This is a genomic window from Roseinatronobacter alkalisoli (assembly GCF_028745735.1).
In the GTDB taxonomy this organism is placed as follows: Bacteria; Pseudomonadota; Alphaproteobacteria; order Rhodobacterales; family Rhodobacteraceae; genus Roseinatronobacter; species Roseinatronobacter alkalisoli.
Genome location: NZ_JAQZSM010000008.1, coordinates 44,377 through 70,412, shown reverse-complemented (window position 1 = coordinate 70,412; position 26,036 = coordinate 44,377). Strand labels below are relative to the sequence as shown.

The 26,036-nt window shown below is 60.8% G+C and carries 14 protein-coding genes; all 14 read right to left on the bottom strand.

What is annotated here, in order from left to right:
* Positions 1–46 precede the first annotated feature (46 nt).
* Positions 47–1,333: a homoserine dehydrogenase gene (locus tag PUT78_RS10590; protein ID WP_274352237.1), complete on the bottom strand. Its 1,287-nt coding sequence runs from the start codon at positions 1,331–1,333 to the stop codon at positions 47–49.
* Positions 1,334–1,454: 121 nt separating this feature from the next.
* Positions 1,455–5,510: a PAS domain S-box protein gene (locus tag PUT78_RS10585; RefSeq protein WP_274352236.1), complete on the bottom strand. Its 4,056-nt coding sequence runs from the start codon at positions 5,508–5,510 to the stop codon at positions 1,455–1,457.
* Positions 5,511–5,660: 150 nt separating this feature from the next.
* Complete coding sequence (gene argE / locus PUT78_RS10580; RefSeq protein ID WP_274352235.1) at positions 5,661–6,839, bottom strand: acetylornithine deacetylase; 1,179 nt, start codon at positions 6,837–6,839, stop codon at positions 5,661–5,663.
* 114 nt (positions 6,840–6,953) lie between these two features.
* Positions 6,954–7,868 carry a prephenate/arogenate dehydrogenase family protein gene (locus PUT78_RS10575; RefSeq protein WP_274352234.1) on the bottom strand — a complete coding sequence of 305 codons (915 nt, stop codon included), beginning with the start codon at positions 7,866–7,868 and terminating at the stop codon, positions 6,954–6,956.
* A complete protein-coding gene (hisC, locus tag PUT78_RS10570) occupies positions 7,865–8,953 on the bottom strand; it encodes a histidinol-phosphate transaminase (protein ID WP_274352233.1) in 1,089 nt (362 codons plus the stop codon). Before hisC ends, PUT78_RS10575 begins: the two co-directional genes overlap by 4 nt.
* Positions 8,954–9,071: 118 nt before the next feature.
* On the bottom strand, positions 9,072–10,061 hold the full coding sequence (locus PUT78_RS10565; RefSeq protein ID WP_274352232.1) for a DMT family transporter: 990 nt from the start codon (positions 10,059–10,061) through the stop codon (positions 9,072–9,074).
* A gap of 64 nt (positions 10,062–10,125) precedes the next feature.
* Positions 10,126–10,872 (bottom strand): CAF17-like 4Fe-4S cluster assembly/insertion protein YgfZ, encoded by a 747-nt coding sequence (ygfZ, locus tag PUT78_RS10560; RefSeq protein ID WP_274352231.1) that lies wholly within the window; start codon positions 10,870–10,872, stop codon positions 10,126–10,128.
* 63 nt (positions 10,873–10,935) lie between these two features.
* A complete protein-coding gene (locus tag PUT78_RS10555) occupies positions 10,936–11,847 on the bottom strand; it encodes a pirin family protein (RefSeq protein ID WP_274352230.1) in 912 nt (303 codons plus the stop codon).
* A gap of 348 nt (positions 11,848–12,195) precedes the next feature.
* Entirely contained in the window at positions 12,196–12,573 is a 378-nt protein-coding gene (locus tag PUT78_RS10550; protein ID WP_274352229.1) for a hypothetical protein, read from the bottom strand.
* A gap of 309 nt (positions 12,574–12,882) precedes the next feature.
* Complete coding sequence (locus PUT78_RS10545) at positions 12,883–13,200, bottom strand: hypothetical protein (RefSeq protein WP_274352228.1); 318 nt, start codon at positions 13,198–13,200, stop codon at positions 12,883–12,885.
* Between the two features lie 271 nt (positions 13,201–13,471).
* Positions 13,472–14,152, bottom strand: coding sequence for a 4'-phosphopantetheinyl transferase family protein (locus PUT78_RS10540; protein WP_274352227.1), 681 nt, complete (start codon positions 14,150–14,152; stop codon positions 13,472–13,474).
* On the bottom strand, positions 14,149–18,675 hold the full coding sequence (locus PUT78_RS10535) for a MupA/Atu3671 family FMN-dependent luciferase-like monooxygenase (protein WP_274352226.1): 4,527 nt from the start codon (positions 18,673–18,675) through the stop codon (positions 14,149–14,151). The genes PUT78_RS10540 and PUT78_RS10535 overlap by 4 nt, the downstream gene beginning before the upstream one ends.
* Before the next feature lie 23 nt (positions 18,676–18,698).
* Positions 18,699–19,670, bottom strand: coding sequence for a glycosyltransferase family 2 protein (locus PUT78_RS10530; protein ID WP_274352225.1), 972 nt, complete (start codon positions 19,668–19,670; stop codon positions 18,699–18,701).
* A 5-nt stretch (positions 19,671–19,675) separates the two neighbouring features.
* Positions 19,676–26,023, bottom strand: a complete 6,348-nt coding sequence (locus PUT78_RS10525; protein WP_274352224.1) for a type I polyketide synthase — start codon at positions 26,021–26,023, stop codon at positions 19,676–19,678.
* Between the last annotated feature and the right edge of the window lie 13 nt (positions 26,024–26,036).

Below are 26,036 nucleotides of genomic sequence, written 5' to 3'. Positions count from 1 at the left end.
CTGGCGTGGTTGCGCCAACTCTGCGCGCGAATGCGCGCAAAACCACTCAATCTTCCTCTATCGCCATTGCAACCGGCTCCCCGACAAGGACACCGGTTTTGACGGCCAGTGCACTGGCATGATCGATGGCATCGCGCGTGGTCTTATGCGTGATGATGACGACAGGGGCGCGCGTGTCCTGGTGGCCGTATTGGCGCATCCGGTTGATGGACACACCCGCATTGCCCAGGGCTTCGGCCACTTTGGCAAGTGCGCCGGGTTTGTCCAGCAACGACATGCGCAGATACCAGGGTTTGGCCGCTGTCGCCTTGGCCGACACGGCAGCTTGCAGCGTTGTCGCGGGCTGACCGAAAACCGGCAGATGCATGCCGCGCGCAATATCGACCACATCACCGATCACCGCACTGGCGGTTGGCCCTTCACCTGCGCCGGGACCGCGCAGGATGACCTGCTCAACGGCGTCACCTTCAATGACGATCATGTTCATGCCGCCCTTCAACTGCCCCAACGGGCTGTCGGCAGGCACAAGGCATGGGGACATGGACTGTTCCAGCCCCCGGCCTGTGACGCGCGCAACCCCCAGCAGCTTGATGCGCAGGCCCAGATCGGCAGCGGCGCGGATATCCTCGATGGAGATGCGTTCAATGCCTGATGTCTGGATGGCGTCGAAATCAGGCTTTACCCCGAAGGCGATGGCCGAAAGCAGCGTCAGTTTATGCGCGGCGTCAATCCCGCCCACATCCAGTGTCGGGTCCGCTTCAAGATAGCCAAGCTGGCTGGCTTCATCGAACACGGTTTCATAGGGCAGACCGGCGTCTTCCATGCGCGTCAGAATGTAATTGCAGGTGCCGTTCATCACGCCTTTGATGCGGGTGATGCGGTTTCCGGCCAGCCCTTCGGACAGGGCCTTGATAACGGGAATCCCGCCCGCGACAGCCGCTTCGAACCGCAGCGCGACGCCCATTTCCTCGGCGCGTTCGGCCAGTTCCTGCCCGTGCAGCGCCAGCATCGCCTTGTTCGCGGTGACAATATCCTTGCCCGCGTCGATTGCAGCTTCGGTCAGGGCCTTGGCGGGGCCATTTTCCCCACCCATCAATTCGATGACCACATCCACGTCATCACGACGCGCAAGGGCTACGGGGTCATCTTCCCAGTCATATGCGGAAATATCGACGCCACGATTGCGGGTGCGGGATTTGGCGCTGACCGCTGAAATCACGATCTCGCGCCCCGTGCGCAGCGTCAGCAAATCCGCATTCCGCTGAATAATCCGGACAAGCCCGACCCCGACAGTGCCAAGCCCAGCAATTCCAAGTCGCAATGGGGATGTCATATGCCGCGCTCCGATTATGGATGAAAATCGCAGCCCTGTTAGCGCCTTGTGCCCGGGCTTGCAATGCGGGCCTGTGCTATTTCCGCCAATGCAGGGGGTATGCGCAACGCTGCGCGGGGTTTCAGTCCGACGTCTGGCGCTGCCGCTGCAGCGCCACGGCAAGGGCTTGCTTCAGATCAGCCGTCTTGTAGGGTTTGCCCAGCACCGCGACGAAGCCCTTCTCGTAATAGGTGGTGATCTGGTCCTGCATAATATTTGCTGTGGCCGCGATGGCCAGCGGCGGGGTACTGCCGTGAAAAGCAGCCTTTTCGCAAATACAATTCAGCGCCTCGAACCCGTCCATCACCGGCATGGAAATATCCAGAAGCAGGACATCATATTTGCCGGGCTGCCAGCGCGTACAGGCTTCCTGCCCGTTTTCCGCGAAATCCGCGGCAACCCCAGCCTTGCGCAGCATCGCCTTCAGGATGGTGGTGTTGGTGCGGTTATCCTCTGCCACCAGAACATGCAGCCCGTCCGGCAATACGCATGGTGTGCTTTCGGTCGCAGCCGGGGTGATCTGGGCCAGTGGCAGCGGCAGCCGCAGCGTGACGCTTGTTCCCTGCCCGGGGGCACTGGAAACGTCGATATGGCCATTCATTATCTGGACCAGCTTCTGCACGATTGACAATCCCAGCCCGGAACCGCCGAAACGGCGCGTCACCGAATTGTCGGCCTGCTCGAATTCGTTGAACACGCGCCCAAGCTGATCGCGCGTCATGCCTATACCGGTGTCGGCAATGCAAAACGCAAGTTCCTTGTCCGAAATTGCCTTCGCACTCACCATGATGGTGCCGCTTTCCGTGAACTTTACCGCATTTCCAAGGATGTTGCCCAGAATCTGGCCCAGACGGTTCGCGTCGCCCAGACGGGCCTGTTCCAGTCCGGGGTCAAGTTCCAGTTTCATTTGCAGGTCCTTGGCATGCGCATTCACACCATGCAACGATTGCAGGTGATGCAACAGTTGCGCAGGCACGAATGGCGCGGGATCAAGTTCCATTTTCCCGACTTCTATCCGCGCAAGATCCAGAATGTCATTCAGGATTGTCAAAAGCGTGTCGCCGGACGCGCGGATCGTATCCAGCATATGCGCCTGCGGTTGCGACAAGGGTGTGTCCGCCAGCAAATCGGCCATGCCCAGAATACCGTTCATGGGCGTGCGGATTTCATGACTCATATTTGCCAGAAAGGTAGATTTCGCGCGGTTTGCAGCTTCTGCCTTTTCGCGGGCAAGATGCAGTTCGGTAACATCCGTGCGCAGGCCAACGCGCCCGCCATCGCGCGTCGGCATTTCGCAAACGCGCAGGATACGCCCGTTTGTCAGCCGCTGTTCGAACACACGTTCGGCGTGGCGGTCATGGGCGATATTGCGGGCGAACCATTTGTCTTCCTGGCCCAGGGCATCTGCGATTTCGCCCGCATCCAGCGACGCTTGCAGGATCGCGCCGAACTGCGCGCCTTCTACCAGTGCCGATGCGGATTTGGGGTAAATCTCGCGGTATCTTGAATTTGCCAGAACAAGCCGGTCATTGGCATCGAACAGGATGAACCCGTCCTGAAGCGCCTCGACTGCGGAATATAACTGCGCCATCGCCGATTCAGCTGCCTGTTCCGCGGCGTTTGCCTGTTCCCGCGCCTCGATCAGCGGCGTAATATCCGACCCGACCCCGCGATACCCCTGAAACACGCCATTGCCATCATAGAAGGGCACACCGCTGGCGCGCAGCCAGACCTTTTCGCCGTTCTTCTTGCGTATCCAGTAGACGAAATTGCTGAAAGGTTCGCGCGCATCCATCGTGGCGCGCAGGTCTTCCAGATCCGAGCGGACCTTCATATCAGGGTTATGCGCGTTCAATTGCGTGCGGGTTTTTCCGATATGGGCGGGGGCTTCGCCCACTGTGCGTTCATACCCGCCTGAAACATAGGTGAACCGCTGTTCAGCATCCTGTTCCCAGAACCAGTCTGAACTGCTGTCGGCGATATCGACCAGGCGTTTTTCGGCCATGTCGCGTGCGTTAAGCGCGCTTTCCAATGCATCGCGGGCGGACAGAATGGCCTGTTCGCGCATGACTTCTTCGGTGACATCCAGTGCGATGCCGGACATCTGCAGGGCCTGACCATCTGATCCATGCAGCACGACATTGCCACGCAGATGCACCCACACCCAACTGCCATCAGCATGTTGCAGGCGCAGTTTCGTATCCAGATGGTTGGTGTGCCCGGCGAGTATGGATTCGAATTCCGTGTCGATCTTGAGTTTGTCATCAGGATGAAGCATCCGTCTGAATTCCGCCACACCAAGTATATCACGCTTGATCTGGCGGCCCAGCATCTCACCCCAGACGTTGTTCACCATGGTGACGCGCGTGCTGAGATCCCATTCCCATGTACCGACGCAGGCCCCTTCGATAACCAGTTCCAGGCGCTGCTGGGCCTTGCGCAATTCAGTGACATCAAGGCACAAGGTCACCCGCCCACCGTCGGGCGTGTCCTTTTCGTGGACCCTGATCCAACGGCCATCGGACATGTGAAGTTCGGTTTCAAACCGCGGGCTTTTACGTTCGGTCATGTAGCGTTCAAGCCAGGCGTCTTGCTGTCCGACAGCATCCTTGTATTCGTGATGCGTCAGGCGCAGACGCATGATCTGTTCATAAGACATGCCGGGCCGGACATGTTTGCCCGATTGCGCAAACATGTCCTGATAGGGCGTGTTGCACAGCACCAGCCTGTCAAGCGGGTCAAAAATGGCAAATCCGTCAACCAGCGCTTCAACTGCGGCAGTCAGGCGCTGCCACGCATCTTCGGCATCCTGCTTGCGACGTTCGATTTCGGCTTCGTGGGCACGGCGGTCCGTCTGGTCGTGGACAAAATGCCAGATCGCCGGTTGCTCTGCGGTGTTTGTTGTCAGAACCCCGCTGAGTTTGACATGGGCAATTGACCCGTCTGCCCGGAAATAGGTCTGGTCTATCGGGCCGTAACGCCCGGTTTTCATGACGATCGCATGCTGCACCATCGCATCCTGCAGGCTACTTTCACTGACGATGGCGGCCATGTTCAGCTTCCGGAAAAGCGTACGGTCATAGCCGGAATCACGCAGGAATGCCGGGTTCGCATCCAGAAATGCGCCGGTGTGCAGATCGCTTTGCACAATCCCGATCGGCGAGGAATCGAATATCTGCTGCAACTGGTTTCTGCGCGTCTTCTCGCGCTGGGCGGCGTCCTGTTCAGATGTCATATCCCGGATGATGAAGACATAGCCGCCAGCAGTGCCTTGCCATTGCGCGGCGCGGGCTTCGAACCAGCGCTGTTTTCCGTCAATGGTCAGCCGATAGCGCTGGGGCGTTGCAGGGGTGCCGGTATCAACGGCTTTCATCAGGTCGGTGGCGATGCGCGCGGCTTCCGCAGGCAATGTCGCAATCAGGGATTCCCCCAGAAGCGCTTCATGCGGGTGTAGTTCCGACTGATCGGTTGATTGGTGAACCATGCAGATAATACCATGGCGGTCCACTTCCAGAATAAGGTCAGGCATTGCCGCCAGTGTGGCGGCCAACTGATCACGGCTTTCGCGCAGTGCCTGCTCTGCCTTCAGGCGCAGGTTCAGGCCACCGATCCCGTTTGCCACCGCCCGCAATAGGGACATGTCATCTTCGCTGAAATCGCGCGGGCCATTCACGGTATCATAGCCCACGAACCCGACAGGTCGCCCGTTTTCCACCACCGGCACAACCAGCAGCGACACCACACCCTGACTTTGCAGGATTTCGCGTTCGCTGGTCCGGCTATCAGGCAAATCATCAACCCGCGCGATATAGATGGATTCGTCGCGCAGGAAATGCGTGTACCACGGCCCGACAATGTCATGCGACATGCCTGGAAACTGGTCTTTCACTGGCTCGATGCCGGGTGCGACCCATTCGTGGGTATAGTCCCAGAATGTCTGGTCGCGTTGCCAGAACAGGTATGTCCGGTCCAGTCCCGCAGCGCGACCCAGTTCCCCAAGAGTGCTGTTGATAGCTTCGTCAGCGTCTTCGGTATTGACCCGCGCAAGCCGATTCAACAGTTCAATTGCAAGCCGTTCCAGACTGAATGCCGTCTGTGCCTGAACCATGGAATCGCTGTTCTTGTTCATTTCGGTCATTGGGGAGTGTCGCTGTCTATAAGCATTCAGTCAATCTGGAGTTGATATGTATCAAGGGTAATATTCCACAAAGGGGTTAACGGCCTCAGAATATGCAGCCCCCTTTTTGGCGGACACGAACGCCGTTTTCTGTGCTTTGTCCCCCGGAAGTCAGCGTTGTTCCAACTGATCCGCCAGCCTGCCCAGCATTTCCAGGCAGCGCCCGAGTTCGGAAACGTCGATATATTCATCAGGTTTATGCGCCTGCGCGATGGATCCCGGCCCACAGATAACCGACGGAATGCCGATGCTCTGGAACAATCCCGCTTCGGTGCCAAAGGGCACCAGCCCCGCACCATTCGCCCCTGTCAGCGCCATTGCCAGCGTGCGCGCAGGGTTCACCGGTTCCGGAATCAGCCCCACCACTTCGCCCACGATATCGGTTCTGATATCGGCTGCGGGGTATGTGGCCTGCATCTGATTGCGCAATATGTCCACAAACGCAGCCAGTTCTGCCTTGACGAAATCTGCATCTGATTGCTGGACAGGGCGCATTTCCCAATCGATCCGCGCGGTCCCGGCAATAATGTTGTGCACATGTCCGCCGCGCAGCGCGCCCACATTGATGGTGCTGTGCGGCGGGTCAAAGGGGCAATCGGCAGGCGCGCGGGTTTTCAGCACATCGCGCAATTCGACCAGTTTCAACACGATCCGCGCGGCAAAATCGACGGCATTCACACCCAGATCGGGGGCGGACCCATGCCCTTCAAGACCGGTGACATGGGTGGTGTATTCATAGCATCCCTTATGCCCGTCAATGACCTGCATCAGGGATGGTTCACCGATAATTGCGCCCATGGCGCGGAAATTCCGTTCCCGCAGCAGCGCAGTCAGGCGCTGGGCACCAAAGCAGCCGGTTTCTTCGTCATGGGTGAAGGCGAAATGCACAGGGCATGTCAGATCGCGCGCGGCGAATTCCGGGGCCATTGCCACACAGGCAGCAACAAACCCTTTCATGTCGCAGGTGCCCCGACCGTATAGCCGCCCGTCAGCTTCGGTCATGGCAAACGGATCATGGGTCCAGGGCTGATCCACGACGGGGACCACATCGGTATGGCCGGACAGAATGATCCCGTCATCTGTGTCCGGCCCGATTGATGCAAAAAGATTTGCTTGCAGGCCGGTCGCATCGGGCATCACCTCAACGCGCGCGCCGGCTTGTGTCAGCATATCCGCCAGATAGTCGGTGACCGCGCGGTTCCCATCTGCGGAAACAGACGGGAACGCGATCAGATTTGCCAGAATTTCCTTGCAGCGGGTCAACCGGTCAGTTGTATCCGTTTGCGTCATGCTGCGCGCCCTCCTGCCCCTGTCTGTCCATGGCTAACGGGCGCGGCGCGGCGGGTCAATCCACCGGGGGCGGATCAGTCTGAAACTGAAGGCTGGTGCAGACTTTGTCTGGCGCTAACGCTTTGCACGTCCGAAATCGGGGGCTGCGGTATCCTGACCCGCTTCGATGATCCCCCGGCGGATCGCGCGCGTGCGTGAGAAGTAGTCATGAAGCAATACACCATCGCCCGTACGAATTGCACGCTGAAGCGCGAACAGCTCTTCTGTGAAGCGGCCCAGCACCTCCAGGGTGGCTTCCTTGTTGGTCAGGAACACGTCGCGCCACATTGTGGGGTCAGATGCAGCGATGCGGGTGAAATCCCGGAACCCGGCGGCGGAATATTTGATTACTTCGCTGTCGGTTACACGGCGCAGATCATCGGCGACGCCGACCATGGTGTAGGCGATAAGATGCGGCGTGTGGCTGGTGACGGCCAGCACCAGGTCATGATGCGGCGGGTCCATCAGATCCACATGCGCGCCGATCCCCTGCCAGAAACTGACAAGACGTTCCAGCGCGGGCGCATCACCGCCGTCGAGAGGCGTCAGGATACACCAGCGGTTGTCGAACAATTCGGCAAAGCCCGCACGCGGGCCGGAATGTTCGGTGCCCGCCAGCGGATGACCGGGGATGAAATGAACATGTTCCGGCAGATGCGGGCCGACCGCGGCAATCACCGCCTGCTTGACGGAACCGACATCAGTGACAGTTACCCCCGGTTCAAGATATGGCGCGATTTCCTGTGCGATTCCGGCCATTGCGCCGACCGGCACGCACAGGACAACCAGATCCGCACCGACAACCGCTTCAGCCGCGGTGTCAAAGACAGCATCGACCAGCCCGATTTCAAGCGCAACCTGCCGGGTTTCGGCCGAACGCGCAGTGCCGGTAATTTCCCCGGCAAGGCCCGCACGCCGGATGGCATGCGCCATGGAAGACGCAATCAACCCCAACCCGACAAAGGCGACACGCTGGTATATTGCGCTCATGCCTGCCGCTCCATGAACTGGGTGATCGTATAGAGTACGCGCCGGCAAGCAGCTTCATCACCGATGGTAATGCGCAGACATTCCGGCAATCCGTAGCTGTCGACCTTGCGCACGATAAGCCCATCGGCCAGCAGTGCAGCATTACAGGCTTCTGCCTGCGCGGCATCACGGAAACGGGCCAGGACAAAATTGGCATGCGACGGATCAGTCGCTACCCCGATGGCGTTCAGCCGCTCTGCCAGCCAGGCGCGCATCCGTGCGTTTTCCGCAAGGCTGCGGGCAATATGCGCATCATCGGATAATGCGGCTTCGGCCACGTCCTGCTGGGTGGTGGACAGGTTGAAAGGCCCGCGCACCCGACTCAGCACATCAATGACATGCTGCGGCCCATAGCCCCAGCCCACGCGCAAGCCGCCCAGCCCGAACAGCTTGGAGAAGGTGCGCGTCATCACCACGTTCTGGCGCTGGTCCGCAAGGGCCGCGCCGCCATCATAGCCTTCGGCATATTCGGCATAGGCCCCGTCCAGAACCAGCAATGCCTGCGCGGGCAGATTATCCGCAAGGCGTTCCAGTTCCGAAACCGGCACCATTGTGCCCGTGGGGTTATTGGGGTTCGCGATAAACACCAGCCGCGTCCGGTCAGTACAGGCGGCAAGAATGGCGTCTATGTCGGTGGTCCGGTCCCGCTCCGGGGCGACAACAGGCGTCGCACCTGCCGCCAGCGCGGATATGCGATACATCAGGAATCCATGCTGACTATACACCACTTCATCACCCGGACCGGCATAAGCCTGGCACAGGAAGGTGATCACCTCATCTGAACCGGCCCCGCAAATGATACGCCCGGCATCCAGCCCGAAACGCGATGCAATCGCGGCCCGCAAGGCGGCATGATCAGTCGTTGGGTAGCGATGCAGTTCATGCCCCGCGCGCATATAGGCCTGCCGCGCCAGATCACCCGCCCCGAAAGGGTTCTCATTAGACGAAAGTTTGATGGCATCATCGCGCCCGGCAATCTTTGCGGTTCCACCCTGATAAAGGGCGATATCCAGAATACCAGGCTGCGGTTGAATGGCGGTGGTCATGCGGGGTTCCTCGGCAATACTCCGCGCATGTCATAGCGCCCCGCCCCCCCCGAGGCCAGACCAGAAGCACATCTGAAGAGCAAGTCGTCGCGGGCGTTGCACTTGTGCCGCGACAGAATTATTGCGGCGTACCGGGGTCGTCATCAGGCGCATCATCGAACCGGCCCAACTGGCTGGCGCGCGGGAATGTACCGGTTTCCGTGCGGGTGCGGGTTTCAAGCACCGGCCGGTTTTCCGACACCTCGGCGGAATCCTCGCGCAGGACGATATAAACGCCGCTGGCGATAATCACAGCAGCGCCCAGAACCGTGGCCCCGTCCAGCGACTCGCCGAAGAAGATTGCGCCAAACAGCGCGGCCCAGATGATTTGCGAATACTGCATCGGTGCAATCTGAACTGCGGAGGACAGCTTGTAAGCCGCGATCACGCACAGGCTGGCCACAAAGGCCATCGCCGCCATTGCCGCCCATGCCCCCAGATCCGCAAGTGGCATGGGTTGATAGACGAATGGCAGCGCCAAGCCCATAACCCCCAGATTGGCCATCAGCGGGTACACAAGCAAAACGACATTGCGTTCCTCATGGCCGATCTTGCGCACGATAATCGCGGAAACCGCCCCGCCGAATGCCCCCAATATTGCCGCCAGATGCCCAAGGCTGATTCCCACCCCCTGCCCCGGACGCAACACAATCAGCACACCAATCAACCCCAGCACAACTGCGCCCCCGCGCCGCCAGCCCACTTTCTCGCCCAGCATCGGCACCGATAGAAGCGTAATCAGCAGCGGCGTGGCAAACAGGATGGCGTAGACCTGCGTCATCGGCAAAACCGTGAAAGCGTAGAACACGCTTACCCCGGTCCACACCGCCGCAGCTGTACGCAATGCTGTCCAGCCCGGACGACGCGGCAACAGGTTGCCGTCGGTCTTGTCGCGCATCAGCATCAGGAACGCCAGCGGCAGACTCAGCAGCACGCTGAAAAACACGATCTGAACAGGGCTGTAACTGCCACCAAGCATCTTGACGACAACATCATGCGCCGAAAACAGCGCAAAGGCGCTTAGCGCCAGTAATGGCCCGGCCGCGCGCGTTCTGAATAGGCGATTCATCGGTATCTGTCTTTTGCAGCCCCTGTCATGATACCGCTATCATGCCTTCGCGCCGCCGATCAAGTCAGCTTTGCATTTGCGGCCAGTCAATCACCGCATCGCCTGCAAGCATACCCGGTTGCGCCCGATCAAACCGCAAATAGGCGATGGCGCGGTCCCCACTTTGGGTGAATAGCTGGCCCGCTGCCTTGCCACCCGCCATGATTGCAGTCCCGATTGGTGCCGCCCCGCGAATGGGCACAGTGACAAGCCCCTTGCGCAGCTCAGTCTTGTGATGCATGCGCGCCGTGACTTCCTGACCGACATAGCACCCTTTACGGAAATCGACGCCGTTCAGGCGCGGAAACCCGGCTTCCAGTATGAAGGTTTCGTTGGGAACAAGTTCTACGCCCGCTTCCGGAATACAATGCGCCACACGCAGCGCGTCCCAGTCGGTGCCGTCATCCGCCAATGCCTGCCCGTAAAGCCGCCAGCCCAATGCAGGGTGGCGCGGGTCCGGCACGGCCCCGTCAGGTGCTGGCCCCGTGCCCCGGCTGACCGGCAAATCCACCCGTTCCAGTGTGACAGGCGTGCGTAATTTATACATACTCAGGCGTTTGAACAGGTCATCCGCAAGCGGCGCCGCCACATCCAGAAGGATGCTGTCACCGTCCTGAACCAGAAAGAAATCTGCCAGATATTTGCCTTGCGGTGACAAAAGCGCGGCGTAAAGCGGGGTCTGCGGCGCAAGCCGCCTTGTGTCATTGGTGACAAGACCCTGCAAAAACGCTGCAGGGTCCGTGCCGGTCAGTCTGATAATGGCGCGTGTCAACGCATCCTCCTGCATGGGTGTGTCCTGACTATAGGCACAAGCCCGCGCACATCAACAGCGGCATCAATGCGCGGGGCGAATGAAGGTTCCGTTGCGCAGTTCGCGGATTGCCTGCTGGATCTCTGCCTGGGTGTTCATGACAATCGGGCCATGCCATGCAACCGGTTCCTGAATGGGAGCGCCCGACACCAGCAGGAACCGCACGCCATTTTCGCCCGCCTGCACGGTCACTTCCTCGCCGGTGCCAAAGCGGATCAGGGTGCGGTCCCCGGACATATCGCGAATGTTCACTTCCTGGCCCATGACCTCTTTTTCAAGCAGGATTCCGGTCGGTTGCGATGCGTCTGCAAACGCCCCCGACCCGGCAAACACATAGGCGAATGCCCGGCGATAGGTATCAACCTTGAAGGTTTTGCGCACGCCCGGCGGAACAGATATGTCCAGATATTGCGGGTCTGCGGCGATCCCGTCAACGGGGCCGCGCTTGCCCCAGAATTCACCAACGACAACACGCACGCGGGTGCCGTCATCATCAATCACATCGGGAATATCAGCCGCTTTCACGTCCTGATAGCGTGGCGCAGTCATTTTCAGACTGCCGGGCAGGTTTGCCCAAAGCTGGAAACCGTGCATCTGGCCACTGGTATTACCGCGCGGCATCTCCTGATGCATGATGCCCGATCCCGCAGTCATCCATTGCACGTCACCCGCGCCAAGCATGCCCCGGTTGCCCAGACTGTCGCCATGCTCCACCTCGCCCGCCAGAACATAGGTGATTGTTTCAATGCCCCGGTGCGGATGCCAGGGAAAGCCGCGCAGATAATGCTCTGGCACATCGTTGCGGAAATCATCGAACAACAAAAACGGGTCCAGCTCGCTCGGATCCTGAAAACCGAACGCGCGATGCAGATGTACCCCCGCGCCTTCAAGCGTGGGAACGGATTTACGGGTTTCCAGCGTGGGACGAATGGACATTGCGCACTCCGATCAATGTTCTGACCAGCGCACCCCTTGCATTCAGTTGCATCGGGGGGATGCTCCGGTCTTCTGATAACGCATGTGCGGGAAACGGAAATCCGGTGCCCAGTTTGTCCCGCAACATGCCATGACTTGTCACAAAGATCAGCCTGTGCACATAAGTTACAAGTGCGGTTTTGTGAACTCCCGGTGTTCAAATGCGCACAACCCGCATGAAGCGCGCCTTATGCCAGGTTCACGCCCGGACACTGCCGCGTGCGCAAGTCCACCTGCATCCCCGCGCCAACCTTTTTATGACGCATTCGCGGAAGCGGAAAACCGGTTCCCACTTTTGCGCGACACACGCTAACGCGAAACGCCATAGCCAATGGCAGCGGCAATCACGATGGCAAGACACAACAACGCGACCCACCTGCGCGGAGGGGCACCCATCCGCGCAATGTCGGGCGGCGCGCCGAATCCGGCGGTGCGGGTTTTCCCATCGCATTTGCCCGCGCGCATATCACGCGCGAAAGCGCCCAGCAGCCTGCCGTCCAAAACCGGGTCTTCGGGCTGGTCAGCGCCGCCGCCCCGTTCACGCGCATTATACCGCCGCCGTGACCGCATATCCGGCCAGCGGGACCATACATCTCGCGGCAGATGAACAGGTACCCGGACGGTGGCCGGGTTGGCAATAATGCCCACCCTAGCCTGCCGCATCGGCAAAGCTTCTGTTCGTCGCATGCTGTCACACCCTTGTCTTGCGCCGGAAATGCCAACAGCACCGAACCGGCAGTAATGCCCGGCATTCAGGATGGCACATGCCTGTTAAGGATCGGTTACTCCTGCGTCAGCCGACGCAGCCCCGGCAGACAGAGCGTATCTCGTTCATCCGCACCCTGACCCGCTGATTTCTTATGTTCTGGAAGTAGAAAGCCGGTTCCTGCATCCCAAATAGCGCGAAACCCGTCGCACTATCGGCGGGCCGTCCCGCGGCCTGCCGATTTGGGGGGTATCAGCGCTAACTTCTCATGTCGGCGCGTGGCAGCCGCATTAGCGGCCTGTGCAGAAATGTTCTGCGCGGTCCCCGAACGCCCGGTAACGCGCCCAGAATGCGTTGTCGCGGTCGCTTTTGGACATGCGCACATCCTGCGCCAGTTGCGGATCGCGGAAAAAGGCTGCTGCGCGGCGCTGTTCCGAACGTGTCAGCGTTTCATTCGCGACAGAACCAATGCACCGGCACAGCGCGCGTGTCGCCTGTGGCCGGTCCGATCGCAGGCAAGCGGATTCAATCGCGCTGGCGGCGGCGGTACTGGGGATTGCGGGAAGGACGACTGCCGAAAGGATGGCGGCCAACAGGGTTCTTTTCATTCTGCCCTCGATTCTTTCTGATCCTGAGATGCTGTCGCCGATTCTAACGACCGGTTGGTTAACAAAATAACAGCATACTGCCTCGGGGTGGGGTTTACCGCCGCAGTCTATCAGATTTATGCGCAATTTTGCCAATGTTTTTGCCGCATTGGGCAGGATGCCACAGACGCCTGCACCTTATGTCTTACATCTTGGGGTGGGGGGGCATGACGACCACTACCTCTAGCAAACACAGGCCACGGAATGCGCCCTTGCACGGGGTGCTACCGGATCATTTACTGCGCATTTCCACAGCACAGATGATGGAACTGGCAAGAATCAGGAACCGGCCATCGATTCGGGTGCCCTGCGCAAACCCCGGCACATCCTGACGCAGAATGGCGGTGAAACGCATTGTCGCCAGATCGGGTGTCAGGTCCAGCGCATGAAAATCAATCAGGCAGCGGCTGATCTGATATTGCGCCTTGTACACCGCTTCCTTGGCGGAAAACAACAACTTGGCAAAATTCCCGCGTTGCGTGGGGCCGAGCGCCGCCAGCCAGAGCAGGTCGTTCTGTGTGCAGATTACAGGCCACAGGTTCGGTTCCAGTGGCGTGGCAAGTTCCATGTCAATGCCCAGCGCCCGGATGGCAGGGTCGTCGGTGACAACCGCAAGCGCATCATGGCCAGTATGGGTAATGGACCCGACAAGACCCGCAGGCCAGATTGGCGCGCGGTCATCGCCTTGCAGCACTGGGCGCGGCATATGGCCAAGCTGTTCCATGGCGTTACGCGCGGCAGCGCGACCGGACGCGAATTCGCGCGCGCGCGGGGCGGAGACCTGCTCGATCGCCAACACCTCATCCCCCAGCAGGCGCGGCATGGGGGCTTTGGGGTCTGCCCAGCCCATGGCCACTGTGTCGCTGAAAAGGGAGCGCGCATAATCCGCGCTGGAAAACTGCTGCAGAATCATTTCCCCCCGGACCTTTCTGCGCGCATCGCGCGGCGGCGGGCCATAGCCTGCATTCGGTCCGATGACGGCGCAGCGGCGTCCGTTTTCGTTGCCACAGGTCTTGCCACGGGCGTATGCAGTTGTGTGACAGGCGCAGGCGTAAGCGGGCGTTGCTTGCTGTCCAGATGCCGCGCCAACTCGCCCAGCACCGGAAAGCGGAACAGATCCGTTATCGACAATCCGGGTATATTCAACCGCGCGCGCATTTCGCGATGCGCCTGCACCGCCAGCAATGAATGCCCCCCCAGATGGAAGAAGTTATCCCCCTGTCCGACCTGCGCAACACCAAGGACATCACACCAGATGGCGGCAATCCGGTTTACCGTGTCGCCGCCCCCTTCCGGGACACCAGTGTCCGCCATTGACGCCGGTTGTTGGCGGATGCTGGGGGCAGGCAGGGCCTTGCGGTCAATCTTCTTGTTCGGTGTCAGGGGCATTTCGGCCAGCGGCATGAAATGCGCGGGCACCATATGTGCGGGAAGCTGTGCTGCCAGTGCGGCGCGCAAATCCCCTGACGGACTGCCAGTGTAATAGGCCACCAGCCGCATATCCCCGTCCCGGTCTTCGCGGGCGATAACAACAACGGCAGTTATGCCCGGTTGCGCTTCAAGCGCGGCTTCCACCTCCCCCAGTTCGATGCGATATCCCCTGATTTTCACCTGATGGTCCACACGACCAATGAAATCAATGCCATGCGGACCCTGACGCACCAGATCACCCGTGCGGTACAGCCGCCCTGCCCCGAACGGGTTGGGGATAAAGCGTTCGCTGGTCAGTGCGGGCCGGTTCCAGTACCCGCGCGTGACACCATCGCCGCCGATAAACAATTCACCTTCCTGTCCCGGCGCAACTGGCTGCAAACTGTCATCAAGGATATGAATCTGCGTGTTGGCAATGGGCGTTCCGATGCCCACGGTGCCCACCCCCCCGGTGCTGGGCAGGGTCGTTGACCAGATGGTGGTTTCAGTGGGGCCATACATATTCTGGACCGGTTGGCCGGTCAGGCTGGAAATGTCGCGCGCCAGGGGGCCTGGCAGGGCTTCACCGCCGATCATGACATTGCTGACCTGCGCAATTGCCGCACGGCTGCTGTCATCCGCGACCAGCATGCGCGCCATCGACGGTGTGCATTGCAGATGCGTCACCTTGTGGCGGTGAACCTGCGCCGCGATCGAGAAATCATCATCGGGCAGGTCCAGCCCGGCATTGGCGCGTTTAACCACTTCCGCCAGCGGAAACAGCCCTTCCAGAACCTGATCGGTGTTGATGCCATAGTCGATCAGGCAGGCAATTTCGGTCACGCCAATGGCTTTCAGCTGCTCGACACGCTCCAGACAATCCTCGACTGTGCCGAACAGGCCGGAATCCTCAAAGTAGCGATGGAAGGCGAAATCAAGGATACCGTCAACTTCATCCTGCGACAGGGTGGACAGGTCAATATCCATGGGGTTTTTCGCGCCTTGCGGGCGCTTGAACGCCGGAAACGCCCAAGCATATTGCTTCACCAGCGCGGCCGCCGCCAGCAAGTAGGATTTCATCGGTCCGCGGGCCACTTCGCGCGCATGGTCGCGGTCGCGCGCAACAAAACTGTGCAGCATCAGCGTGATGGTGAAATCAGCGGGGTCATGGCCCGCATCGCGCAGCGCAGTGTGATAGATGGCGATCTTCTCAGCCACCTCGGCAATGGACTGGCCCAGAAGATGGGTCAGCACATTCGCGCCAAGACGCCCCGCATCGCGCCATGTTTCCGGGTTGCCGGCGGTGGTCAGCCAGATGGGCAATTCCCGCGATACCGGTCGTGGCAGGGTCTGGATCGGGACCGGACCATCGCCCTTGTCGAATTCGACCGCTTCGCCGCGCCACAATTTGCGCAGCGTGTCGATCATCTCGAACATGGCTTGTTTGTTGTTTGGCGGGCGGTTTTCGGGGCGGATGACAAAATCAACCGGGTGCCAGCCCGACGCAATGCCCAGACCAGTGCGCCCGTTGGTCAGGTTGTCGATCATCGCCCATTCTTCGGCAATACGCACCGGATGGTGCAGCGGTGCCACGCATGACCCTGCCCGCACCGCCAGATTCTGGGTGACCGCCGCCACCGCAGCGCCCGAAACCGACGGGTTGGGAAACGGGCCGCCAAAGGCATGGAAATGGCGTTCCGGTGTCCAGACCGCACAGAACCCGTGCGTGTCGGCGAATTTCGCGCCTTCCAGCAACAGGCGGTATTTTTGTGGCCCCTGCCCGTCATCATTGCCCCAATACATAAGGCTGAAATCCATGGGCTTGTCAGACACGCGCACTGGCGCATGCGACACCGCGATGCGGTCCTCATCGCCCATCAGGACAACTTTGAAGCCGCGCGCCAGCGTCCAGAAAAGTTCCAGCACCGAAATATCAAAACTCAGCGATGTGACTGCCAGCCAGACACCGGGCGGGTCGTGGCGGATGCGTCCGTCCATGCCCGCGAAGAAATTGGCGACATTGCCATGTTCGACCATCACCCCCTTGGGCGCACCGGTAGAACCGGATGTATAGATCAGATAAGCCAGATTGTCGGGCGTGGCGTTCCCTTGCGGGTTCATATCGGGTGCCGCGCCAAGACGGGTATCCGTGTCCAGTTGCAACAGCGCCGCGCCATGATCAGGCAGAATGTCCAGCATGTCATGTTCGGTCACCAGAACCGGCGCGGATGAATCATTCAGGTAATGCGCCAGCCGGTCAGCGGGATAGGCGGGGTCCAGTGGCACATAGGCCCCGCCCGCCTTCAGAATGCCAAGCGCGCCGATCAGCAGGTTCGGCCCGCGCGCCGTGCACAGCGCCACAGGCGTATCAGGGGTAACGCCCATATCCGCCAGCACATGCGCCACACGGTTTGCGCGCGCGTTCAGTTCAGAATAGGTCAGCGACTGGTTTTCGAAACTCAGCGCAATGGCATCGGGCGTTTTCGCGACCTGCGTTTCAAACGCATGGTGAATGCAGATGCGGTCATAAGGCTGCGCAGTGTCGTTCAGCTGCCCGATATCGCCAGCGGCGGGCAGGGGCGCGGTCATATAGGCCCGTATCTGCGCCATGGCAGCGCTGTTCAGTGTTTCGGGGTCATAGCGCAGCATGCCCGCGTCAAGGTCCAGCACCAGCACGGCGCCCGGCATGTCTGCCCCTTGGGTCACGCCAACATGCGGCGCGGAAATGACGCCAAGGACCGGATCACGCGCGCTGATGTCGCGGGCGAAACCGGGGGCGGTTTGGGCCAGTTTCAGGCGTGCACCCACAACGGCAGCGACGTCGCGCGCGCGCGCATCCACCTGAACAGGCACCCAGCCGGAAATATGGTCCGGCGCGGCCAACTCAGCGGCAGCAATCACCGCGTTGCGCCATGCCAGATCAATGCGTGACACGCCAAAATGGCGTGCGACAGCCGCGCCAAATGTCGTGATAAGCTGCGCATCGGGCAGCTTTGGCAAATCAAGTGGCAATGTCATGCGCGTGTCAGAACGCAGTGCAAGCGGTGCAGCCGGGGCCAATGCCCGCAATGCATCGCGCCAGTGCTGATCACCGGCGGCAATGCGCGCCATGGCATCTGTCACCCCGTCGGGCGGGGGGGGCAGGATATCACCTGTTGTGACAAAATCTGCAGGATCGATCGGTACGCCCTGTATGCACAACACCCCCGACAGATGCAGCGCCGCATCCGCGCAGGCCACGGTCACGCCATCAGCGTCCACAGCCACGACCTGACCGGGTTGACCATGGCCGGGCACCAGCCGCGCTGCACCGATACAGGCAAGCTGCGGGCCAAGGCGCAGCTTGGCCGCGGTCAACGGGTTCCAGTAGGGGCCATGATCAAGCGCGCGAACCTGACGTTCCAGTTCCATCGCCGGGCGGGTGAAATCCAGCAACCCGTCATGCGCGGGGCGGTCGGAACCCAGATGCACGCTGCGCTTACTTAAGTCCTGCGGCTGGCCTGCTACCTGCCCTTCTTCAAGCTGGGTCAGCACTTGCGCAAAACTTTCGACCCCGGCGGCAAAGCATTTCGCGTTCAGCGTCAGCGCGGTATCATCGGGCGCAATGTCGAACTCGGACTGAACAAGGATATTGCCCTGATCAACGGCATCCGTGATCAGGTGCCAGGTAATACCGTGGCGGGTTTCGCCCTCCATCAGGGCCCAGGCGGGTGCGTTCAGCCCCGCATGGCGCGGCAATACCCCATCGTGGAAATTCACAGCCCCGCGCGCGGCCAATGCCAGCACGTCACGCGGCAGCAGACGTAGCCCGGCAATGTTCAGCAACCAGTCGAACTGAAACCCCGCCAGCCGGTCAGCCAGACCGGCACCGGGGGCAATGACGGGCACGCCATGGCTGGCCGCCCAGTCGGCCAGTTGCGCATTGTCGGTGACCACTGCCGCAATCACATGACCGCGTTCCAGAACCTGATCACTGCATGCCGCCAACAGACTTTCATCGCCGATCACAACACTTGAAAACTGCATACATACCCCTTTCAGGGCGCGTCCTACGCCCCCGCCCGCCCCCGAGTGGCCGCCGCGCCCGGCATCAGGGTTTGAAACGTACATGCCACAAGATCACGGAGAAAATGTGGCGGAATTCTATCCTCTTTTCGTTCAACGACGCGCCGCAGCTTCCAGATTGACGCGCCCAGCATATACGACAACGTCGCCAGCACCAGATACCCGGCCCCGCCTGTCTTGCGGAAATAATGCGCGCGCGAGTCAAACCAGTAGCGCGGCACGCGGGTCCATTGCTGCATACCGGTTGACGCCGACCCGATATGCATGACTTTCGCCTGCGGCAGATATGCGCCACCCCAGCCAGCCGCCCATGCCCTGTGACACAGTTCCGTTTCTTCAAAATACAGGAAGAAGGTTTCGTCAAACAGCCCGATCTGGTCCAGCGTGGCGCGGCGAAACATCACACTGGCCCCCGTGCACCAATCCACGCGGCAGGTGCTTTGCGGAAACCCGACAGGAACGCGGTATTTGTACAGCATTCTGGTAATGATGCCGGTATTCGCAGCGGCCTCAAACTCTGACCAGACGGAGGGAAAGCGGAATGCCACTTCATGCGGGGTGCCATCTTCGCCTTCGACAGCGCTGCCCACAAAACCTGTCTGCGGGTTTTGCAGCAAATGTTCACGCAGCAGCGTTATGGCATCTGCATCGGGAAAGGCATCAGGGTTCAGAAGATAAATGAAATCAGGCTGCCGCCCGTCGGGCAGGCCCCCACGGATGGCAATGTTATTGCCCGAACCGAACCCCCCGTTATGGCCCGATTGCAGCACCTGAACCCGCGGCATGCCGCCTGTATGGTCGCGCAGATAGTCATATGACCCGTCCTGACTGTCATTATCGACAATGGTGATCGCGCCATCAATGCCAGCCATGGCGCGCTCTGCGGCCTGTGCCGATTTCAGCGCCATTTCGGCGCTTTTGTAATTGACGATAACGGTCAGGACAGTGGCACTCATACATTTCACTCGGCTGCTTGTTTCATGTGGGTTTCGGGCATCAGCGCCCGCAATCTTGACGCCAGAACGCGGACATTGGGTTCAAGAACCATGCTGTCATGGTCGCCCGGCACCTCTATCACGCGCAGATTGGGGGCGTAGCGGGTCCAGTCATTATCGGCAAAGACATATTCACGCTGGCTGCTGACCCAGTTGCCGCCCGACACTTTCCAGTGACGGTCCAGCGGCGGGCGGAACAACACCAGATTGCCATCCCATGGTTGCACCTGATAAGCGCCGACCGCGTGGCGAAAGGCGGCCTCGATCGCGGTGTTGTGGAACGCATCATCGCTGTCAGCGGCAGGGCCAGCGGCCAGATGGCGTTTCCAGTCCTGTCGCCCGCGCCACCATTCGACAACATAGCCCGGCCCCTTGCGGCGCAATTCGGCCAGTTTCATCAGGGCCTTGTCGGTGCGGGACAAACCGGGGCGCAGCGGCAGCGGCGTGTCCAGCAACACGACCATATCCACCTTTTCACCTGCGGATTCCAGTTGGCGGGCAATTTCATAGGCGACAATCCCGCCCCCCGAAAATCCGCCCAGCATATAGGGGCCATGCGGCTGCACCTGCCGCATTTCGGCAATATAATCGCGGGCTGCATCTTCAATCCGGTCATGCGGGGCATCCCCGCCCAGAAGCCCGCGCGCCTGCAGCCCGTAAAACGGCCGGTCACGCCCCATCAACAACGCAAGATGGCGCAGGTTCAGCACATTCCCGAACATCCCCGCCACAAGGAAAAACGGCGTTTGCGTGCCGGAATCGCGGTCATGCATGGGCACCAGATGGGTAAACCTTGGGCGTGCGGGCTGGTCCGTGTCCGCCTGGGCGGTGTCCGCGTCAGGGTCCAGCCCGGTCTGTTCGGCAATCATTGCCGCGCAGGACGCGATGGTGGGGGCCTGAAACAGCACGGAAATCGGGAAATCCACATGATAGGCTTTCTTCACCTGTGCAAACAGGCGCACCGCAATCAGTGAATGCCCGCCAAGGTCGAAGAAGTTATCCTCCACCCCGACCTGATCAACACCCAGCAAATCCTGCCAGAAGCCGGTCAGCGTGCGTTCAATGTCGTTGCGCGGTGCAATCAGTTCAGTGCCAAGGTCGGGGCGGTCGAATTTGGTCTGCGGCCGGACCATTGCATCACTTTCGGCCTGCGCGACCAGCACGCGCGGATCGATGGATGACACCACGATTGCGGCGCGGTCCGACATCAGGGCACGCAGGAAAGCGCGCGCGCCTTCCGCAGGTGTAATGCCAAGGCCCAGCATATCGCGCAGGCGTTCTTCTGCCGGTGACAGGGCGGTGTTGGCGGTACTGTCGCGCATAATCTCGGACGCGCGCGGTGGGGGCGCATCGCTGAAATTCGTACCTGTCACCTCTTTGATGGTGAAGCGGCGGATCTCGGCAATCACCTGCCCGTCCGGGGTGGCAAGCGTCAGGTCAAAACAGGCAAAACCCGCATCATTGTCATCGCGCAAGCGCGCATGGCTGACAATCTGCGCGGGCAGGTCGGCAAACACCGACACACTGTCATACGACACCGGCACCCATAGCGCGTGCGCGTCATACCCCGGTATCAACTGCATGGCCCAGCCAGTGGCCAGATCCATCAGCGCGGGGTGCAGCACATGGCCCGCGCGCAGATCATCCAGAAATTCCGGCGGCAAAGCCAGATGCGCCAGCCCTTCGCCCGTACCATAGGCTGTGCGGGTAATGACACGCCAGCGCGGGCCGAATTTCAGATGCGCCTCTTGCGGGGATGGCAGGCCGTTCCCTTCGGTCACATCGGGGCAGCGTGCGGAAATGGCGGTGGGGTCAATCGCGGCAGGCGCGGTCAGATTGCCTAGCACCACACGCGCCTGCGCGTTCAGCACATAGCCGGTGGTTCCGCCCTGCATGACATCGCTGCGCAGGGTGAAATCATACCCTTCGCGACTGCGCGTCAGGGTGGCGCGCAATTTGCGCGGGCCGCCATCCGCCACACTCACGGCGCGCAGAAACCACATGTCGCGCAATTCAAACGCGCCGGTTTCACCATGCGCGCGCAATGCCTGCGCGGCAAGGTCCAGATAGGCAGTGCCGGGCAGGATGGCGGTGCCGTCGCCGGTGCGGTGCTGGTCCACAACCCAATGGCCTGTGTCCAGTTGCAGGGTCAGACGGCGGTTGCCTGCGGCGTCAAAATCCATCTCATCATAAAGTGGCTGTGCGCAGGGCATCGCAGGCACTGCGGGGGACTGGCCCAGACGTTCCGCCATGGCGTCCGCAGCCATGCCGGTTTCCGCCCAAACACCCCAGTTCAGCGACAGAACACGGGTTTTCCCCGCTGTGCGCGCACGGGCAAAAGCGTTCAGGTATTCATTTGCGGCCACATAATCCACCTGGCCCACAGGCGTAGTCAGGGTGGATGTTGACGAAAACAGCACCATCACATCCAGCGTGCCATCGGGCAGCAATTCATCCAGAACCTGCAATCCGTGCAGTTTGGGGGCAAGCACGTCTTCCACATCAGCGGCGGATTTGCCCAGAAGGGGCGCATCGGCGATATGCCCTGCAGCATGGATCAGCCCGTAAGCTGCGCCAAAGGTGGCCTTCGCCTCGTCCAGCGCGCGGCGCATTTCGTCTATGTTACAGACATCGGCACAGGTGACATGCACGCGCCCACCCAGGGTTTCCAGCCGCCGGATGGCCAGAATGCGGCGGCTGGTCCGGTCGGCGGGTGAATGCGTGGCCAGCCAATTGTCCCAATCCGCACGGTCCGGCAAGGGGGTGCGGCTGATCAGGGTAATATCCGCCGCGCTTTGCGTGATCAGCGTTTCTGCCAGTGTCAGGCCGATACCCCCAAAACCCCCTGTAATGATCCAATGCGCACCTTCGGGCAGGTCCGGCAATTCATCGGCCAGTGGCGCCGGGCGGATGACCTGCACACAGCGGCGCTGCCCGCGCAGCAGTGCGGTGCTGTTGGCGGGCGTGGCGCAAAGCTCTTCCAGCAGGGCCAGCGTCAGGGCAGGGTCAGCGGGGCGGCTGGTGTCAATATCCAGTGTGGCGCAGGTCAGGCCCGGCATTTCGCGCGGCGCCACGCGGGCGGGGCCTGCAATCATGGCCTTTTCGGGATAGGCCAGCCGTTCGCCGTCCAGCGCCTGTGCGCCGGTGGTGACAACGGTCAGATGCACCGGCAGGGTCAGGTTTTCGGACTGGACGGCCTGCGCCAGATATAGCAATGCATAGAACCCCTGTTCCAGATTGCGGTGTACGAAACTGGACCCCGGACGATATGTTTCCTGCGGGTCCGCAAGCCAGAAATGCGCAATACGGCTGGGGGTAACGCCATCCGCAATCAGGTCTTGCAGAAGCTGCACATACCCGTCTGCGCCCTGTTCCGGGGCCAGCGTGAAACTGTCGGCAGATTTGCGCGCGAATGTGTCGCCCGCATGTACATCGATCACGCGCTGGCCGCTGTCGCGCAGTTGCGCAATAACCGGCGCGGCAATGCCTGCATCATCTGCGAAAACCAACCATGTATCGGACATGCCGGACAAATCGCGGGTGACATCAATATCACAATCGGCATAGGCCGGTTTCCAGCCGGTCGCAAAACCCCATTGCGTGACATCATCAATGCGTTCCAGGGCAGGCGTTTCAGGGGCGCTGTTGCTGCCCGGTTCTATGAAATAATGCGCGCGCTGGAACGGATAGGCGGGCAGGCGGACGCGCTGGCGCCGCGCATCACCCCAGATCTGCGCCCAGTCGAACTGCCCGCCCAGCGCCCAGATGCGGCCCAATGTGCCGATATGGTACAGATCATCAGCGATGTCTTCGTCAGGGTGGCGCAGCACGGACAGCACCTGTTGCCCCGGCACGGCCCCGTTCATGCGGGTCAGCGATGATAGCGCCTTGCCCGGCCCCATTTCCAGATAGATGCGGTTGGGCTTTGCGGCCAATGTGGTGATGCAATCGCCGAACAGGACCGTATTGCGCAGGTGTTGCACCCAGTATTCGGGGTCGCAGGCCTGCTGAGGCGTCAGGGGCTGGCCGGTGCGGTTTGAAATGATGGGCAGTTGCGGTGCATTCAGCGGCACCGCCTGCAAGAAGGTGCGGAACTGGTCCAGAATGGGGTCCAGCATGCGGCTATGGGCGGCAATGTCGATGGCAATGCGCTGGGCCGTTATATCATCCGCACGCAGAGCGGCAGTCAGATGGTCAAGTGCTGCCTGCGGACCGGAAACCACAGTCAATTCGGGCGCGTTCAGCGATGCAATGTCATGGTCCGGCCCCAGATAGGGGCGCAGCGCGTCCAGCGACAGCGGCACGGACAGCATGCCGCCTGAAGGCACCGTATCGAATAGCTGCCCGCGCAGATGCACCAGATCAATGCAATCCTCAAACCGCAGGACACCTGCCAGCGCGGCGGCGGTGTTTTCACCCATGGAATGCCCGACCAGCACCGAAGGGGTCACGCCCCAGTCGATGAACAACTGCGCCAGCGCATATTCCGTGATCATGATCAGCGGTAATTGCACCGAAGGGCGCATCAGGGCCTCATTCGCCTGTGCCAAGTCCTGCGGCGCAGGCAGCCACAGGGCGCGCAGGTCATAGCCCAGCTTCGGTTGCAGATGGGCCAGCCCGCGATCCATCCATTCGGCAAAAACGGGTTCGGTTTCATAAAGATCGCGCGCCATACCGGCATATTGCGCGCCTCCGCCGGGGAACATGAACACCATGTCGGGGTTGTCCAGCGCAGTATGGGTGAACACGCGGCCGGGGTTTTCCGCATCCAGCAGGGTGGCGGCGTCTTCATGGGTTTCGGCCACAACAATGCGACGCTGGGCAAATGCAGTGCGCCCTTCGCGCAAGGTAAAGGCCACATCAGCCAGCGGTTGGCCGGGATGTGCGCGCAGATGGGTGGCAAGGTTACGCGCGGCGTCATCCAGCGCGGGTTTGCTACGCGCCGACAGGGTCAGAAGCTGGAAGGGCCAGTCGCTTGCACCCGATGGCGGGCGGGGCGGCGCTTCCTGCAGGATGACATGAGCATTGGTACCACCCACACCCAGCGAATTGACCCCTGCGCGCAGCGGGCCATCGCCCTGCCACGGTGTCAGGCGATCATTCACCACGAACGGGGTCGCATCAAAATCAATCGCGGGATTGGGCGCTTCATACCCAAGGCTGGGGGGCAGTTCGCGATGCTGCAGGGCGGATGCCACCTTGATCAGGCTGGCCACACCTGCGGCAGTATCCAGATGGCCGATATTGGTCTTGACCGACCCGATCCGGCAAAAGCCGGTCTTGTCGGTTGTCGCCGCAAATGCCTGTGTCAGGGCGGCAATTTCGATCGGATCACCCAGATAGGTGCCCGTACCATGGCATTCGATATAGGACACGCTGTCTGCGGACACGCCTGCAACGTGATGAGCCTCTGCCACGGCGGCGGCCTGTCCTTCGACAGATGGGGCCAGATAGCCCGCCTTGGCCGCGCCATCGTTATTGACGGCGCTGCCCTTGATGACTGCAATGATGCGGTCGCCATCCGCCAGCGCATCGGACAGGCGGCGCAGCACCACAGCCCCCGCACCGGACCCGAAAACCGTACCTTGCGCGCGGTGGTCAAAGGCGTGGCATTCCCCGTCAGGCGACAGGATTTCGTTTTCCTTGAACAGATACCCCCGCCCATGGGGCAATTCGATTGTTACCCCCCCGGCAAGCGCCATGTCGCATTCCCCTGTCAGCAGGGATTGCACCGCATAATGCACCGCCACAAGCGATGTGGAACAGGCCGTCTGCACATTGACCGACGGGCCGCGCAGGTCGAAAATATGACTGACGCGGGTGGCCAGGAAATCCTTGTCATTGCCGGTATGGCGCAACAGGAACATGCCCACATCATCCACCAGATGCGGATTGGAACACAGGTTGAAAAAGAAATAGCTGCCCATGCCGCAGCCCGAAAACACCCCGACAGGACCGCCGAATGCGGCGGGCGGGTGGCCCGCATCCTCGAACGCTTCCCAGGCGACTTCCAGGAACTGCCGGTGCTGCGGGTCCAGAATCGCGGCTTCCTTGGGCGAGAAGCCGAAGAAATCGGGGTCGAATTCCGCGAAATTATCAAGGGTTGCGGCATGGGGCACATAATTGGGTTTGCGCAGCATTGCGCCATGTTCCCCGGCGGCCAGAAGCTCGGCTTCGCTCAGGCGGCGAATGGCGCTGCGACCTGCGCGCAGGTTATCCCAGAATTCGACCACGGATCGGGCGCCCGGCAAATGCGCGGCCATGCCGATAATGGCAATGTCGTTTTCACTGAACTGGTCGGGTAGGTCACTCATGATATATACGCTT